The organism is Streptococcus sp. HSISS2 (assembly GCF_000448665.1).
GTDB classification, from domain to species: Bacteria; Bacillota; Bacilli; order Lactobacillales; family Streptococcaceae; genus Streptococcus; species Streptococcus raffinosi.
This window is the reverse complement of the sequence record NZ_CM002133.1, coordinates 1,466,070-1,481,347: the sequence shown is the minus strand read 5'-3', so window position 1 is coordinate 1,481,347 and position 15,278 is coordinate 1,466,070. Positions and strand designations below refer to the sequence as shown.

At 41.5% G+C, this 15,278-nt stretch carries 11 protein-coding genes and 4 pseudogenes; 12 read left to right on the top strand and 3 right to left on the bottom strand.

The window, feature by feature from the left end:
- The first annotated feature begins 13 nt into the window (after nt 1-13).
- The 6 genes and pseudogenes from fabF (at nt 14) to HSISS2_RS06540 (ending at nt 5,295) form a co-directional block, all read left to right on the top strand.
- Nucleotides 14-1,246 (top strand): beta-ketoacyl-ACP synthase II, encoded by a 1,233-nt coding sequence (fabF, locus tag HSISS2_RS06565; protein WP_004184026.1) that lies wholly within the window; start codon nt 14-16, stop codon nt 1,244-1,246.
- 3 nt (nt 1,247-1,249) lie between these two features.
- Nucleotides 1,250-1,747 (top strand): acetyl-CoA carboxylase biotin carboxyl carrier protein, encoded by a 498-nt coding sequence (gene accB / locus HSISS2_RS06560; RefSeq protein WP_021145992.1) that lies wholly within the window; start codon nt 1,250-1,252, stop codon nt 1,745-1,747.
- Nucleotides 1,744-2,168: pseudogene (fabZ, locus tag HSISS2_RS06555) on the top strand (3-hydroxyacyl-ACP dehydratase FabZ). The gene accB and the pseudogene fabZ overlap by 4 nt, the downstream one beginning before the upstream one ends.
- 132 nt (nt 2,169-2,300) lie before the next feature.
- Nucleotides 2,301-3,656, top strand: coding sequence for an acetyl-CoA carboxylase biotin carboxylase subunit (gene accC, locus HSISS2_RS06550; RefSeq protein WP_021145989.1), 1,356 nt, complete (start codon nt 2,301-2,303; stop codon nt 3,654-3,656).
- 5 nt (nt 3,657-3,661) lie between these two features.
- Nucleotides 3,662-4,528, top strand: coding sequence for an acetyl-CoA carboxylase, carboxyltransferase subunit beta (gene accD / locus HSISS2_RS06545; RefSeq protein WP_004184012.1), 867 nt, complete (start codon nt 3,662-3,664; stop codon nt 4,526-4,528).
- Nucleotides 4,525-5,295: an acetyl-CoA carboxylase carboxyl transferase subunit alpha gene (locus HSISS2_RS06540; protein ID WP_021145988.1), complete on the top strand. Its 771-nt coding sequence runs from the start codon at nt 4,525-4,527 to the stop codon at nt 5,293-5,295. The genes accD and HSISS2_RS06540 overlap by 4 nt, the downstream gene beginning before the upstream one ends.
- Nucleotides 5,296-5,326: 31 nt before the next feature.
- Here HSISS2_RS06540 and HSISS2_RS06535 read toward each other — a convergent pair whose 3' ends face one another.
- Nucleotides 5,327-5,809, bottom strand: a complete 483-nt coding sequence (locus tag HSISS2_RS06535; RefSeq protein ID WP_008533857.1) for an S-ribosylhomocysteine lyase — start codon at nt 5,807-5,809, stop codon at nt 5,327-5,329.
- 143 nt (nt 5,810-5,952) lie between these two features.
- Here HSISS2_RS06535 and HSISS2_RS06530 point away from each other — a divergent pair, with 143 nt between their 5' ends.
- The 5 genes and pseudogenes from HSISS2_RS06530 to gorA all read left to right on the top strand — a co-directional run bounded on the left by HSISS2_RS06530 (nt 5,953) and on the right by gorA (nt 12,902).
- On the top strand, nt 5,953-7,560 hold the full coding sequence (locus HSISS2_RS06530) for a ribonuclease Y (RefSeq protein ID WP_021145987.1): 1,608 nt from the start codon (nt 5,953-5,955) through the stop codon (nt 7,558-7,560).
- A gap of 206 nt (nt 7,561-7,766) precedes the next feature.
- Nucleotides 7,767-8,561, top strand: coding sequence for a DeoR/GlpR family DNA-binding transcription regulator (locus tag HSISS2_RS06525; protein WP_021145986.1), 795 nt, complete (start codon nt 7,767-7,769; stop codon nt 8,559-8,561).
- Entirely contained in the window at nt 8,509-9,420 is a 912-nt protein-coding gene (gene pfkB / locus HSISS2_RS06520; protein WP_042767049.1) for a 1-phosphofructokinase, read from the top strand. The genes HSISS2_RS06525 and pfkB overlap by 53 nt, the downstream gene beginning before the upstream one ends.
- Nucleotides 9,417-11,392, top strand: a pseudogene (locus tag HSISS2_RS06515) (fructose-specific PTS transporter subunit EIIC). Before pfkB ends, HSISS2_RS06515 begins: the two are co-directional and overlap by 4 nt.
- 157 nt (nt 11,393-11,549) lie before the next feature.
- Nucleotides 11,550-12,902 (top strand): glutathione-disulfide reductase, encoded by a 1,353-nt coding sequence (gorA, locus tag HSISS2_RS06510; RefSeq protein WP_021145982.1) that lies wholly within the window; start codon nt 11,550-11,552, stop codon nt 12,900-12,902.
- 265 nt (nt 12,903-13,167) lie between these two features.
- Here gorA and HSISS2_RS06505 read toward each other — a convergent pair whose 3' ends face one another.
- Nucleotides 13,168-14,424, bottom strand: coding sequence for a folylpolyglutamate synthase/dihydrofolate synthase family protein (locus tag HSISS2_RS06505; protein ID WP_021145981.1), 1,257 nt, complete (start codon nt 14,422-14,424; stop codon nt 13,168-13,170).
- Nucleotides 14,425-14,468: 44 nt separating this feature from the next.
- A pseudogene (locus tag HSISS2_RS06500) lies at nt 14,469-14,947 on the bottom strand (DUF6556 family protein).
- Between the two features lie 109 nt (nt 14,948-15,056).
- On the opposite strand from HSISS2_RS06500, the pseudogene HSISS2_RS06495 reads away from it, so the two are divergent.
- Nucleotides 15,057-15,278, top strand: a pseudogene (locus tag HSISS2_RS06495) (aminotransferase class V-fold PLP-dependent enzyme); the annotation flags it as partial.

Genomic DNA, 15,278 nt, shown 5'->3' with positions numbered 1-15,278 from the left:
AAGGAGAATATATATGTCTACAAATCGTGTTGTTGTTACAGGTTACGGTGTAACCTCACCAATCGGTAATACACCAGAAGAATTTTGGAACAGTCTTCATGACGGTAAAATCGGTATCAAACCAATTACTAAGTTTGATGCCTCCGAAATCCCAGTTTTTAATGCTGGTGAGATTCAAGATTTCCCATTCGATAAATATTTTGTGAAAAAAGATACGAATCGTATGGATACTTACTCACTTTATGCAATCTACGCTGCTATGGATGCCCTAGAGAACTCAGGACTTAACATGGAAGAAGAAAATCGTGATCGTGTTGGTGTTATTGTGTCATCTGGTATTGGTGGTTTGCAAGAGCTTGAAGATCAAATTATCCGTATGCATGAACGTGGTATGAAACGCATCAAGCCAATGTTTATCCCTAAAGCTCTTTCAAACATGGGGGCAGGTAACATTGCTCTTAAGATTGGTGCTCAAGGGGTATGTAAATCAGTAACAACTGCTTGTGCTTCTGCCAATGACGCTATTGGTGAGGCCTTCCGTGAAATTAAATTTGGTTTGCACGATGTTGTCTTGGCTGGTGGTGCTGAAGCTTCAATCACTAAGATTGGTATTGGTGGTTTTAACGCTCTTACAGCTCTTTCAACAACAGAAGATCCAGAACGTTCTTCAATTCCATTTGATAAAGACCGTAATGGTTTTGTTATGGGTGAAGGTGCTGGAGTTCTCGTTATTGAAAGCCTGGAACATGCGCAAAAACGTGGCGCTAATATCTTGGCTGAGATTGTTGGTTACGGATCAAACTGTGATGCCTACCATATGACAACACCAACACCAGACGGTTCAGGTGCGGCTAAAGCCATTAAATTGGCTATCAATGAAGCTGGTATCAAGCCTGAAGATGTTGATTATGTCAATGCGCATGGGACATCAACACCTGCCAATGAAAAAGGTGAAAGTGGTGCCATCGTTTCTGTACTTGGTAAAGAAGTCCCAGTTTCATCTACTAAATCATTTACAGGACACTTGCTTGGTGCTGCTGGTGCCGTTGAAGCGATTGCAACAATCGAAGCCATTCGTCACAGCTATGTACCAAAAACTGCTGGTACCAAAGAATTGTCTGATTACATTGAAGCGAATGTTGTCTACGGTGAAGGTCAAGAAGCTGATATCAAGTATGCCATCTCAAATACTTTTGGTTTTGGTGGACACAATGCGGTTCTTGCCTTCAAACGTTGGGAGGACTAATCTATGAATATTTCTGAAATTAAAGATTTGTTGGCTCAATTTGATGCCTCAACTTTACGTGAATTCTCATATAAGAATAATGGTGAAGAATTGAGCTTGAGTAAGAACCAAACAAGTTCAGTGGTGGGAGCTCCTGTAGCTCCTACAGTTGAAGTGGTTGCGCCTGCTCCTCAAGCTCCAGCTGCACCAGCAGTGGCTCCTGCTCCAGCTGTTGAAACAGCTTCAGCATCAGTGGAAGATGTTGTAGCACCAGCGTCAGCTGCAGAAGGGGACGTGGTGGAGAGCCCTCTAGTAGGTGTAGCTTACTTGTCATCAGCTCCTGATAAACCAGCCTTTATTTCAGTTGGTGATACTGTTAAGAAAGGTCAAACCCTTCTTATCGTTGAAGCAATGAAGGTCATGAATGAAGTGCCAGCACCTAAAGATGGTGTTATCACTGAAATCTTGGTAACAAACGAAGAAGTTGTTGACTACGGAAAAGGATTGGTACGCATCAAATGACAATTGATATTAATGCAATTCGTGAAGCTTTACCTCACCGTTATCCAATGCTTTTGGTTGACCGTGTTCTAGAAGTTTCAGAAGATGAAATCACAGCTATTAAAAATGTAACTATCAATGAACCTTTCTTCAATGGACATTTTCCTCAATACCCAGTTATGCCAGGTGTTCTCATCATGGAAGCACTCGCACAAACTGCTGGTGTTCTTGAATTGTCAAAACCTGAGAATAAAGGCAAATTAGTCTTTTACGCAGGTATGGATAAGGTTAAATTTAAAAACAAGTTGTTCCTGGAGATCAACTTGTAATGACAGCTAAGTTTGTTAAACGTCGTGGAACAATCGCTGTTGTCGAAGCTAAGGCTGAAGTCGATGGTAAACTGGCTGCATCAGGGACTTTGACTTTTGCTATTGGAAGCTAATGTTTGGTGAAAATCCTTCTGGCGACAGTCGGAAAGGATTTTTCTTTAGATATTGGCCTATCACATAGAAAGGAAATAAACACAGACTTCCAAAAGATGTCTGATGTTATCTTGTTTTATGTTTAAAAATTATTGATTGCTAATCGTGGTGAAATTGCCGTTCGTATTATCCGCGCAGCACGTGAATTGGGAATACAGACGGTTGCTGTCTATTCAGAAGCTGATAAGGATTCTCTTCATACGATTTTGGCAGATGAAGCTATTTGTATTGGACCAGCGAGATCCACTGAATCTTACTTAAATATGAACCGTGTCTTGTCTGCGGCTATTGTAACAGGTGCACAAGCTATTCACCCAGGGTTTGGATTTTTGAGTGAAAACTCTAAATTTTCTACTCTCTGTGAAGAAATGAACATCAAGTTCATCGGACCGTCAGGTGAAGTGATGGACAAGATGGGTGACAAAATCAATGCTCGTGCAGAGATGATAAAAGCTAATGTTCCCGTTATTCCTGGTTCAGATGGTGAAGTCTTTACAGCTGAAGAAGCTCTAGAAGTTGCCAATCGCCTTGGTTACCCAGTAATGCTTAAGGCTTCTGCTGGTGGTGGCGGTAAGGGAATTCGTAAAGTCAGCACTGAGGAAGAGTTGGCTCCTGCTTTTGAATCGGCGTCCCAAGAAGCTAAGGCTGCCTTTGGTAATGGGGCAATGTATATCGAAAAAGTTATCTACCCAGCCCGTCACATTGAGGTTCAAATTTTGGGGGATAGCTATGGTAACATCGTCCACCTAGGTGAGCGTGACTGTTCTCTTCAACGTAATAACCAAAAAGTTTTGGAAGAATCACCTTCAGTTGCCATTGGTAAAACCCTTCGTCATGAAATTGGGTCTGCGGCTGCCCGTGCTGCTAAGGCGGTTAATTATGAAAATGCGGGTACAATTGAGTTTCTTCTTGATGAAAAAACAGGTCAGTTCTACTTCATGGAAATGAATACCCGTGTTCAAGTTGAGCACCCGGTCACAGAATTTGTTAGTGGTGTGGATATCGTCAAAGAACAAATTTGTGTAGCTGCGGGTGAGAAATTATCTGTAACCCAAGATGATATTAAAATCAAGGGACATGCTATTGAGTGTCGTATCAATGCAGAGAATCCTAAGTTTAATTTTGCACCAAGCCCAGGTAAAATTAGTAATCTTTACTTACCAAGTGGTGGTGTTGGACTTCGTGTTGATAGTGCCGTATATCCTGGCTACACTATCCCACCTTACTATGACTCAATGATTGCCAAGATTATTGTTCATGGAGCAAACCGTTTTGAAGCACTCATGAAGATGCAACGTGCTCTTTACGAGCTTGAAATTGATGGTGTAATGACTAATGCTGACTTCCAGTTGGATTTGATCTCAGACCGTAGCGTTATTGCTGGGGATTATGATACTTCCTTCTTGATGGAGACTTTCTTGCCAGCTTATCAGAATCGTGAGGAATAGGACTTATGGGATTATTTGATCGAAAAGAAAAGTATATTCGGATCAATCCTAACCGTTCTGTACGTAATGGGGTTGATCACCAAGTGCCAGAAGTTCCAGATGAGCTTTTTGCCAAATGTCCTGGATGTAAACAGGCTATTTATCAAAAAGACTTGGGACAAGCTAAGATTTGTCCAAATTGTTCTTATACTTTCCGTATCTCAGCAAAGGAACGTCTGGATTTAACAGTTGATGAAGGTTCTTTCCAAGAACTGTTTACAGGCATTAAAACTGAAAATCCATTGAATTTTCCAGGCTATATGGAGAAATTGGCAGCAACCAAGGAAAAAACAGGACTTGATGAAGCCGTTGTGACTGGTGTTGCGACCATCAAGGGTCAAAAGACTGCCTTAGCAATCATGGATTCTCACTTTATCATGGCATCAATGGGAACTGTAGTTGGTGAAAAAATCACAAGACTTTTTGAGCATGCCATTGAAGAAAAATTGCCAGTTGTTATCTTTACAGCATCTGGTGGTGCCCGTATGCAAGAAGGAATCATGAGCTTGATGCAAATGGCTAAGATTTCAGCAGCGGTAAAACGTCATTCGAATGCTGGTCTTCTTTACTTAACTGTGTTGACAGATCCGACAACTGGTGGGGTTACAGCAAGTTTTGCTATGGAAGGTGATATTATCTTGGCTGAGCCACAAACCTTAATTGGTTTTGCGGGTCGTCGAGTGATTGAAAATACTGTACGTGAGACTTTGCCAGATGGTTTTCAAAAGTCTGAGTTCCTTAAAGAACATGGATTTGTTGATGCTATTGTCAAACGTACAGAGTTGGCTGATACTATTGCCACACTCTTATCATTCCATGGAGGTGTTCAATGAGCGACGTAACACGTATTTTAAAAGAAGCGCGTGATCGAGGCCGTTTGACTGCTTTGGACTTTGCCCAAGGGATTTTTGATGATTTTATCGAACTGCATGGTGATCGTAACTTCCGTGATGATGGTGCCGTTATCGGTGGTATTGGTCGCTTAAATGGCCAAGCCGTAACTGTAGTGGGTATTCAAAAAGGTAAGAACCTACAAGATAATCTAAGTCGAAACTTTGGTCAGCCCCATCCAGAGGGCTATCGTAAGGCCCTTCGTCTTATGAAGCAGGCTGAAAAGTTTGGTCGTCCAGTCGTTACTTTTATCAATACGGCAGGTGCATATCCTGGTGTTGGTGCAGAGGAGCGTGGACAAGGTGAGGCGATAGCTCGTAACCTTATGGAGATGAGTGACCTTAAAGTTCCAATTATTGCCATTATTATTGGTGAAGGTGGTTCCGGAGGAGCTCTTGCTTTGGCAGTGGCTGATAAGGTTTGGATGCTGGAAAATACCATTTACTCTATTTTGAGTCCAGAAGGGTTTGCGACAATTCTCTGGAAAGATGGTTCACGTGCAGAAGAAGCAGCAGAATTAATGAAGATTACTTCAAGCGAGCTGCTTAATATGGGAATTATTGATAAAATTATTCCAGAACGTGGTTACTTCACTAGTGAAATTCTTGAAGCAGTCAAGACAGCAATTGTCGATGAGTTGAAAGAATTGAGTCAATTGTCAACTGAGGAATTGCTTGAGGCACGTTATCAACGTTTTAGAAAATATTAAAAAAACATTGGGATATCTGTCCCAATGTTTTTTAAACGATATGACGTTCAAAGGCTTGGTCTGAGATTCCTTGTTCAAGGATAAGTTTAGCCCATTCTTTAGCTGAATGAAGGCTGTGATCCTTGTAGTTTCCACAAGATTCAATGGTAGTTCCTGGAACATCTTCCCAAGTGACATCATTTGCAATAGCTTCAAGACTAGACTTGATAACTTTAGCAATTTCTGTAGGGTCTTGTTTGCCCCACATAATCATGTGAAAACCAGTACGACAACCAAATGGTGAACAATCAATGAGTCCATCAATACGTTGACGAATTAGTTTAGCAAGTAGGTGTTCGATGGTGTGAAGACCGCCGGTATCAATACTGTTTTCGTTTGGTTGAATTAAACGGATATCAAAGTTTGTGATAATATCTCCTTTAGGTCCGACTTCTTCTGAAATAAGACGAACGTAAGGTGCCTTTACAATCGTGTGATCAAGTTCGAAACTTTCAACAGTTACGTCTTTTGGCATGGTAATACCTCCCTATTCTAATAGAGCTATCATACCATAAAATCAGTTTAAAGTTCTAGTATTTATTTGAGAATTAGCTGTAAATATGGTACACTAGAAGACGGTTTTCTTTAGGGGAACCTTAGAAAAGTTGAGGTAAAGACATGTTAAACATGATAATTTTAGTTGTCTTTGCACTCATTGGTTTAGTCGTTGGATATTTAGCAATTTCTATCAAACTTAGCAAGGCTAAGGAACAGGCAGAAACTACTTTGCTAAAAGCAGAGCAAGATGCTGTCAACCTTCGTAGTCAGGCTGAACACGATGCAGATCATCTGCGTGTTACAGCTGAACGTGATAGCAAGGCTCAACGTAAAGAGTTCTTGCTAGAAGCAAAAGAGGAAGCTAGAAAATATCGAGAAGATATTGAAAAAGAATTTAAATCTGAGCGTCAAGAGCTTAAGCAAATGGAAAATCGTTTAACAGAACGTGCTACTAGTCTTGATCGTAAGGATGAAAATCTATCAAATAAAGAACTTGCCCTCGAGAAGAAAGAGCATAGTCTTGCTGACAAATCTAAACATCTGAATGAGCGTGAAGAGAATGTGACTCAGTTGGAGGCTGAGAAGCAGGCAGAACTTGAACGTGTTGGTCAAATGACCATTGCAGAGGCGCGTGAGGTAATCTTAACAGAGACTGAGAATAACTTAACTCATGAGATTGCAACACGTATTAAAGATGCAGAAGCACAGGTCAAAGATACTGTTGATAAAAAGGCCAAGAATCTGTTAGCGCAAGCCATGCAACGTTTGTCTGGAGATTATGTTACTGAGCAAACAGTAACGACTGTTCATCTCCCAGATGACAATATGAAAGGCCGTATTATTGGACGTGAGGGTCGTAACATTCGTACCCTTGAGAGCCTGACTGGTATTGACGTCATTATTGATGACACGCCAGAAGTAGTTGTTCTTTCTGGCTTTGATCCAGTCCGTCGTGAGATTGCACGCATGACTCTTGAAGCTTTGATTAAAGACGGTCGTATTCATCCAGCTCGTATTGAGGAGTTGGTTGAGAAGAATCGCCAGGAAATGGATAATCGTATTCGTGAATATGGTGAAGAAGCGGCTTATGAAATTGGTGCCATGAATCTTCATCCTGACTTGATCAAGATTATGGGACGTTTGCAGTTCCGTACATCATATGGTCAAAATGTTCTTCGTCACTCGGTTGAAGTTGGTAAATTGGCCGGGATTATGGCGGGCGAATTGGGTGAAAATGTTGCCCTTGCTCGTCGTGCTGGTTTCCTCCATGATATGGGGAAAGCTATTGACAAAGAAGTTGAAGGTAGTCACGTAGAAATTGGTGCTGAGTTCGCTCGTAAATATAAAGAACATCCAGTGGTTGTTAACGCTATTGCCAGTCACCATGGAGATGTGGAACCAGAAAGTGTTATTGCGGTCCTAGTAGCTGCTGCGGATGCATTGAGTTCTGCTCGTCCAGGTGCTCGTAATGAGTCTGTTGAGAATTATGTCAAACGTCTTCGTAATTTGGAAGAAATTGCATCAAGCTTTGAGGGTGTGCAAACTAGCTTTGCCCTTCAAGCAGGTCGTGAAATTCGTATCATGGTTCATCCAAATAAAATTTCAGATGATGAGGTCACTATCTTGTCTCACAAGGTGCGTGAACAAATTGAGAAAAACTTGGATTATCCAGGAAATATTAAGGTTACTGTCATTCGTGAATTCCGTGCGATTGACTATGCCAAATAGGACAAGAAAGCCGTAGGGCTTTTTTGTTTTGTCAGGTTAAGCAATGTCTACCTAGTTGAAATGTGTGACGATTCTTGGTAGAATGCGTCATTTTGATAGAATGGTGAGTGTATATGGAATGTTTTGAACTTTTATGACCGTTTTTGTTGACAAGTATTAAAAATTTTGTATAATAGAACATGTAAACGATTGCAGAAGGAGAGATTATGATAAAGTCTGAACGTAAGCAGATTATCTTGTCTCAATTGAAACAAGATGGTTTTGTCACTTTAGAAAATTTGACCGTTTTATTAAGTGATACTTCTGAGTCAACGATTCGTCGTGATTTGGATGAGTTAGCGGCAGATGGTCAACTGAAACGTGTTCATGGTGGCGCTGAAAGCCTTAGAGGTCTTAAGGAAGAAATTGCCAACAGTCAGAAAGCCATCAGAAATGTTCAAGAAAAGTCACAATTAGCTAACTATGCTGCTGATTTAATTAAGGAAGGTGATGTCGTCTTTCTTGAGGCTAGTACAACGAATGAACTGTTGATTCCTCATTTGCTCAATCGTCAGGTGACGGTTGTGACTAATTCTATCCATCATGCAGTTAAGCTGGTAGATTTTGGTATTAGCACCAGAATTATTGGTGGGAAGGTTAAGCACTCTACAGATGCTTCCATAGGGAGCACTGCTCAGGAGCAAATCAGACAACTGAATTTTGACTGTGCCTTCATTGGCGCTAATGGTGTTGATGCCAATTATTTTACAACACCTGACATGGAGGAGGCAGTCATTAAACGGACAGTGATTGCTAATGCACGAAAAGCTTACGTTTTAGCCGATGCTTCGAAACTTGGTCAGATTACCTATGCAAAGGTAGCGGAGGTTGAGAAGGTCACTATAATCACAAACGCTTCGGAAGAAGAGCTCCTGAAAGAATTAAAAAGAAAACGAGGGTTATTGAAGTATGATTTATACTGTAACGCTAAATCCATCCATCGACTTCATTGTTCGTATTGATAAAGTAGAGATTGGTGAAGTTAACCGTATGGACAGTGATGATAAATTCGCTGGTGGTAAGGGAATTAACGTTAGTCGTATTCTACAACGTTTAGGCACTGATAATACCGCTACGGGCTTCATCGGTGGTTTTACAGGCCGTTTTGTAACAGATGGTTTGGATGCTGAAGGTATTAAAACTAAGTTTGTAGCCGTCGACCAAGATACACGTATCAACGTTAAAATTAAGGCCGATCAAGAAACTGAAATTAATGGAACGGGTCCAATTATCACAGAAGAACAGTTGGCTGAATTGGAGGCAATCCTTTCAAGTATCACTGCAGATGATGTGGTTGTCTTTGCTGGTTCTGCACCAAGCAATCTTGGAAACAAGGTCTATAACAAATTGATTCCACTGGTTCGTGAAACTGGTGCTCAGGTGGTTTGTGACTTTGAGGGACAAACGCTTCTTGATTCATTGGCTCACCAACCACTCTTGGTTAAACCAAATAATCATGAGCTTGAAGCTATTTTCAATGTCAAACTTAATGGTATTTCTGATGTTGAAAAATATGCACGTGAAATCCTGGCTAAGGGGGCGCAGAATGTTATCATCTCAATGGCTGGTGATGGGGCACTCCTTGTTACACCAGAGGCTGCTTACTTTGCCAAACCAATTAAGGGGACAGTTAAAAACTCTGTTGGTGCGGGTGACTCAATGGTTGCTGGTTTCACTGGTGAGTTTGTTAAATCAGGTGACCCAATTGAGGCGCTTAAATGGGGAGTGGCGTGTGGTACGTCTACAGCCTTCTCAGATGACTTGGCGACAATTGAATTTATTAAAGAAACATACAATAAAGTAGAGGTAGAAAAACTATGAAAATTCAGGATTTACTGAACAAAAAGTAATGTTGCTTGACCTTCAAGCAACTACAAAAGAAGCTGTTATCGATGAAATGATTAACAGCCTGGTTGACAATGGTGTTGTGACCGACTTTGATGTTTTCAAAGCAGGTATTATGGCTCGTGAAGCACAAACATCAACTGGTTTGGGTGATGGAATCGCTATGCCACACAGTAAAAATGCTGCAGTCAAAGAAGCAACAGTACTTTTTGCTAAATCTAATAAAGGTGTAGATTACGAATCACTTGATGGTCAACCGACTGACCTCTTCTTTATGATTGCAGCTCCAGAGGGAGCAAATGACACTCACTTGGCAGCCCTTGCTGAGTTGTCAAAATACCTTATGCAAGATGGTTTTGCAGTTCGTTTGCGTAAGGTGACTTCTCCAGATGAAGTCATTGCTGCTTTTAATACTGGTGAAGAAGAAGCACAGGCTGAGGAAGCTAAGAAAGCACAAGCTGTTAAGGAAGCAGCTTCAAGCGATAAACCCCTTATCGTAGCCGTAACAGCTTGTACAACTGGTATTGCGCACACTTACATGGCTGAAGAATCACTGATTAAAACAGGTGAAGAAATGGGAGTCAATGTTCGTGTTGAAACTAACGGTGCTTCAGGTGTTGGAACACCATTGACTGCTGAAGAAATCAGTAAGGCTGTAGGTGTTATCGTAGCAGCGGACAAGGCAGTTGAAACAGCACGTTTTGACGGTAAGAAATTGATTTCTAAACCGGTTGCTGCGGGTATTCGTCAACCTCAATAATTAATCCAAAACATCTTGGATGGTAAAGCTGAAGTCTTCCATGCTGAAAATGCTGGAGCTGCTCAAGAATCAAGTGAGAAATTGAGTCTTGGTGGTGCCTTCTACAAACACTTGATGAGTGGGGTATCACAAATGCTTCCATTCGTTATTGGTGGTGGTATCATGATTGCCCTTGCCTTCTTGCTTGACCAAATCATGGGTGTTCCTAAAGATCAATTGTCACAACTTGGTTCTTACCATGAAATTGCTGCTCAATTCAAAGCAATTGGTGGTGCGGCCTTTGGATTCATGCTTCCAGTACTTGCAGGTTACATTGCTTACTCTATTGCCGAAAAACCAGGTTTGGTTTCAGGTTTCGTAGCTGGTGCTATTGCTTCAAGTGGTGCAGCTTTTGGTGGTGTTCCATTTGCTTCAGGAGGTAAAGCAACCCTTGCCCTTGCTGGTGTATCTTCAGGTTTCCTTGGAGCCCTTGTTGGTGGTTTCCTTGCAGGTGGTGTTATCCTCGTTCTTCGTAAATTCTTGGCAGGTATTCCACGTGCTCTTGAAGGAATCCGTTCAATCTTGCTCTTGCCACTTCTTGGTGTATTTGCTACAGGTTTCTTGATGTTGGCAGTAAATATTCCGATGGCAGCAATCAATACTGGTCTTAATAACTTCTTGTCAAGCTTGTCAGGTAGCTCAGCAGTGCTTCTTGGTCTCCTTGTCGGTGGTATGATGGCAGTGGATATGGGTGGACCAGTCAATAAAGCGGCTTATGTCTTTGGTACAGGTACTCTCGCAGCAACAGTAACTTCAGGTGGTTCAGTTGTTATGGCGGCAGTTATGGCGGCTGGTATGGTTCCTCCATTGGCAGTATTTGTGGCAACACTCTTGTTTAAAGATAAATTCACTGAAGAAGAACGCAACTCTGGTTTAACAAACATTGTTATGGGACTTTCATTCATCACTGAAGGTGCGATTCCATTCGGCGCAGCTGACCCAGCACGCGCTATCCCAAGCTTTATCGTCGGTTCAGCTCTTACAGGTGCTCTCGTAGGTATGGCAGGAATCAAATTGATGGCACCACACGGAGGTATCTTCGTTATTGCCCTCACTTCAAATGCCCTTCTCTACCTTCTCTTCATCTTGATTGGTGCTGTGGTATCAGGTATCCTTTTCGGATTCCTCCGCAAACCACTTGATAAATAAGATATGATAAAACAATCTCGTTGAGTACGGGGTTGTTTTTTGTGTCGTAGCGGATTTTTGTCAGGATATTTAATTTATGATAAAGTAAAACCAGAAATGGCTTACAAGGCTTATCTAGAAGCTCATATGCTCCATAAAGAAATATAAGAGGTAAATTATGGTAAAAGAATACGATTATATTGTCATCGGTGGTGGCTCTGGCGGGATTGCCAGTGCTAATCGTGCTGCTATGCACGGCGCTAAGGTTATTCTTTTTGAAGGAAAAGAGGTCGGCGGTACCTGCGTCAATGTGGGCTGTGTACCTAAAAAGGTCATGTGGTATGGTGCTCAGGTTGCTGAGACTCTTCACCGCTATGCGGGTGAATATGGCTTTGATGTGACGCTTAATAAGTTTGATTTTGCGACCCTTAAGGCCAATCGTCAGGCTTATATCGACCGTATCCATGGTTCTTATGAGCGTGGTTTTGATAGTAATGGCGTTGAACGTGTATACGAGTATGCAAAATTTGTTGACCCTCATACAGTTGAAGTAGCTGGGGAGCGTTATACAGCGCCACATATCCTTATTGCAACAGGTGGACATGCCCTTTATCCAAATATTCCAGGTAGTGAATATGGGATTACTTCAGATGGTTTCTTTGAGTTAGATGAGGTACCAAAACGTACAGCTGTTATCGGTGGTGGCTATATCGCCGTTGAGGTTGCTGGTGTTCTCAATGCTCTTGGCAGTGATACGCATCTCTTTGTGCGTAAGGATCGCCCATTACGTACCTTTGACAAGGATATTATCGATGTCTTAGTCGATGAGATGGCTAAATCAGGTCCGACCCTTCACACGCATGCTAATGCTACAGAAGTAGTGAAAAATGCTGACGATTCTTTGACCATTAGCTTTGACAATGGAGAAACAGTAACTGTTGATTGCCTCATTTGGGCTATTGGTCGTGCAGCCAATACCTCTGGCTTTGGTCTTGAAAAGACGGGCGTTGAGTTGACTGAACGAGGTAACATTTATTCAGACGCCTTTGAAAATACATCAGTTCCTGGTATCTACGCCCTTGGTGATGTGACTGGTAAACTAGATTTGACGCCAGTTGCAATCAAGGCGGGACGTCAATTGTCAGAGCGACTCTTCAACAATAAAGCTGATGCTAAGCTTGATTATACAGATGTTGCTACTGTGGTCTTTAGCCACCCAGTCATTGGTTCTGTTGGTTTGACTGAGGAAAAAGCAATCGCTAAATATGGTGCGGAGAATATCAAGGTCTATAAATCTAGTTTCACTCCAATGTATACAGCTCTTGCAAACAATCGTCAGCCGTCAACTATGAAATTAGTAACACTTGGTGAGAATGAAAAAATCATCGGTCTTCATGGCATTGGCTACGGTGTCGACGAGATGATTCAAGGCTTCTCTGTGGCTATTAAGATGGGAGCAACTAAGGCTGATTTTGATAATACGGTTGCCATTCATCCAACCGGATCAGAAGAATTTGTAACGATGAGATAAAAAGGTAAAGTCTGTCTACTTAAATGGATAGGCTTTTCTTTATGGCTGAATGGCCTCAATTGAAAGTGATCGCAAGGAAGTCCCTTGCGAATTTCCATAGCCTTTTTGGCTATGGAAACCATTCATCCAACCGGTTCAGAAGAATTTGTAACGATGAGATAAATAAGTGAGGTCTGAATACCAAGAGTTTCAGGCTTTTCTTTGTGCTCAAATAGCAGCCCACACTTTGTGTGTAGCAAATAACTTGTCTAAATAAAAAAAGGCATTAGGCCTTTTTTTCATTAATCAAATAATTTCTGACTTCTGAGATAAAGTAAAGGGACCCAGTAATGACAAATAAATCATCAGGACTCGCTGAATCAGCTTGGATTAGCCAGTCTTTATAGTCGGTCGCCTGTTTGAAGTGTTGAGGATAGTCATCCAAGGGCAGTGCTTCAAAAAAGTCAAAGCTAGTTACCGTTATATCATAAGCTTTCAGCTCCTCTAGTAAGTCTGCTAGAGGCTTCCGCCTAAGTCCTGCAAAGAGGATGTGGACCTTACGATTGGCGAAGTTATCTTTTAGTACCTGTTTTAAACTGGCAATACCTTGAGGATTATGGGCGCCATCTAGGTAAATGTTATTTCCAATCCACTCACTGCGACCAGGCCAATGCGTCTCTTCGATGCCTTCTTGGATACTCTTATCGGTAATCTTAGGAAATATTTGAGTCAATAGATGGGCAGCAGTGACGGCTAAACCAGCATTATTTTCTTGATGCTGTCCTAGCATGGAGAGCTTAAGTTTTGAACTCTGCCACTTACCATAAGAAACTTGAAGAGCTTGATTGGATGCATGAATGAGCTGGATTTCCCTATCAATAACAGCCAAAGGAGCCTTACATTCATGTGATTTTTGTCTAAAGAGCTGTTCAACTTCTTCAGGAACACGACCTAGTAAGGTAGGGGTATTTTTTTGCATGACACCAGCTTTATGCTCAGCAATTTCCTTAAGACTATTACCTAAAGTTTCAGTGTGGTCAAAGCCAATCGAAGTACAGATGACAAGCTCTGGTGAAAGCACATTGGTCGAATCAAGACGGCCACCAATTCCGGCTTCGATGATAGCAATATCAACCTGTTTCAAATCAAAGTAGAGAAACATGAGTAGGGTGACCAACTCAAATTCCGTTGGTCGGTCAAAATAAGTGTTATGTTCTAAATCATTGAGAAAAACTTGAGCTTTCTCAACAATAGCAATCAGGTCCTTATCAGGGATCTCTGTGCCATTAATACTAATACGCTCGTTAAATCGAGTAATGTAAGGAGAAGTAAAGGTTCCGACTTGATAGCCTGCCTTACTTAGGATATGTTGTAAGTAACTGGTTGTTGATCCCTTACCGTTGGTTCCGACGATATGGACTGTTGGATAGTGCATTTGAGGATTTCCAGCTTGCTCCAAAAGCCAGCGCATACGCTCAAGCTTGGGACGACGACCATTACCTTTAAAAGAGTGAATGAAATTTATGGTTTCTGTATAGTTCATAGGATTATAGAAAAAGGCAGGAAACTCCTAGCCTTTCAAATGTTTTAGTTGGAAGCAGCGCCACCAGTTGTTGCACCACCAGTTGTTGCACCACCAGTTGTCGCATTGCCAGTAGTTGTGTCTGCAGTGGCTGCTGATGAAGAAGTAGTTGTATTTCCACCAGTTGTTGTATCTGCTGATGAAGAATAAGTGTTATTACCAGCTTGGCTGCTTGTTTCTGTTTCTGAGTCAGTCGCATTACCATAGCTAGATGAGGCAGCGCTTGAATCTTGGGTCTTATTGTTACCTTCTTTGATGACTACAGTTGATTGATTTGCTGAAGAATCAGATGTATCTTTATCTTTATTAGATGATGTGAAATTCATGATAGTGATATAAGCGACAATGATTGACAAGATTGTCCCGACAGCAGTAAGGACTTTTTGGAAGGCAGTGAAGCCTTTTGTAACGTGTTCAGTTACCTTTAGCGCAGATTTTTTTCTTCTTTTGATGAATGATTACGGCGTGAGTAATTTTCAGACATGATGCTCTCCTAAAAAATTATTTCGTACTCTCTATTATATGATTTTCTCGCAAAAAATGCTAAAAAAATTATGCTATAATAGGGAGTAACTATTATTCGAGGAAAAAACATGATTTATTTTGATAATTCAGCCACAACTATGCCCTATCCAGAGGCTCTTAGAACCTACCAAGAAGTGGCCACGAAAATTTTTGGGAATCCTTCTAGCTTGCACCAATTAGGAACGTCTGCGACACGTATTTTGGAGGCTTCTCGTAAGCAAGTTGCGGACCTCATTGGAAAATCAGCCGATGAGATTTTCTTACGTCTGGTGGAACCGAAGGAGACAACT

Coding starts and splice junctions, on each gene's coding strand:
- fabF (WP_004184026.1), top strand. CDS start 14: ATGTCTACAAATCGTGTTGTTGTTACAGGTTACGGTGTAACCTCACCA.
- accB (WP_021145992.1), top strand. CDS start 1,250: ATGAATATTTCTGAAATTAAAGATTTGTTGGCTCAATTTGATGCCTCA.
- accD (WP_004184012.1), top strand. CDS start 3,662: ATGGGATTATTTGATCGAAAAGAAAAGTATATTCGGATCAATCCTAAC.
- HSISS2_RS06540 (WP_021145988.1), top strand. CDS start 4,525: ATGAGCGACGTAACACGTATTTTAAAAGAAGCGCGTGATCGAGGCCGT.
- HSISS2_RS06535 (WP_008533857.1), bottom strand. CDS start 5,809: ATGCCAAAAGACGTAACTGTTGAAAGTTTCGAACTTGATCACACGATT.
- HSISS2_RS06530 (WP_021145987.1), top strand. CDS start 5,953: ATGTTAAACATGATAATTTTAGTTGTCTTTGCACTCATTGGTTTAGTC.
- HSISS2_RS06525 (WP_021145986.1), top strand. CDS start 7,767: ATGATAAAGTCTGAACGTAAGCAGATTATCTTGTCTCAATTGAAACAA.
- pfkB (WP_042767049.1), top strand. CDS start 8,509: ATGATTTATACTGTAACGCTAAATCCATCCATCGACTTCATTGTTCGT.
- gorA (WP_021145982.1), top strand. CDS start 11,550: ATGGTAAAAGAATACGATTATATTGTCATCGGTGGTGGCTCTGGCGGG.
- HSISS2_RS06505 (WP_021145981.1), bottom strand. CDS start 14,424: ATGAACTATACAGAAACCATAAATTTCATTCACTCTTTTAAAGGTAAT.